Source organism: Pseudomonas sp. FG86, assembly GCF_057808775.1.
The window spans coordinates 1-470 of sequence record NZ_JBMDIS010000202.1 but is presented as its reverse complement, the minus strand read 5'-3'; the positions used below and the strand labels follow the sequence as shown (position 1 = coordinate 470).

At 58.1% G+C, this 470-nt stretch carries 1 protein-coding gene; it reads right to left on the bottom strand.

What is annotated here, in order from left to right:
* Window positions 1-470: hypothetical protein (locus tag ACODSV_RS36315; RefSeq protein ID WP_489078416.1), on the bottom strand; the 470-nt coding region annotated here is incomplete at both ends.

The window sequence follows — 470 nt, the reverse complement described above, 5'->3', positions numbered from 1 at the left end:
ACGTCAGCGGGTTGCACTCGGTACTCTATGATCACGTTGCCCCAGGCCAGCCGAAGTAGATCATAGGGCGCCATATTCTCCCAGTGTCGGAACGTTATCTGAACACCGAGCTTGGCACGGTCATCATTGATACCGTCAATTTCTACATCGGGCGGCAGCACCAGGACCAGTTTTCGATTGCCGGGCTGGGTGGGTTCCGGCGCGATGCCTCCTGGACGACGCAGATTGACGCGCAACCGCAACGGCATGGTTTCCGAAGGGTTCCCACTGAGACGGATGACCCTGACCTGTACCGGGTCGGCCCACGACTCGCGAATGAAATTTTGGGAGATCGTAAAGGGGATACGGGTCAGGTTTTCGTCGCCGTCGCGAATCTGGTTGAACGCCACCGCGACGCCTGCCCAGTAAAACTCAAAGCTGGTGCCTTTGGGCGTTGAAGGCGGACGGGCAATATGCACCACCAGGGGAAT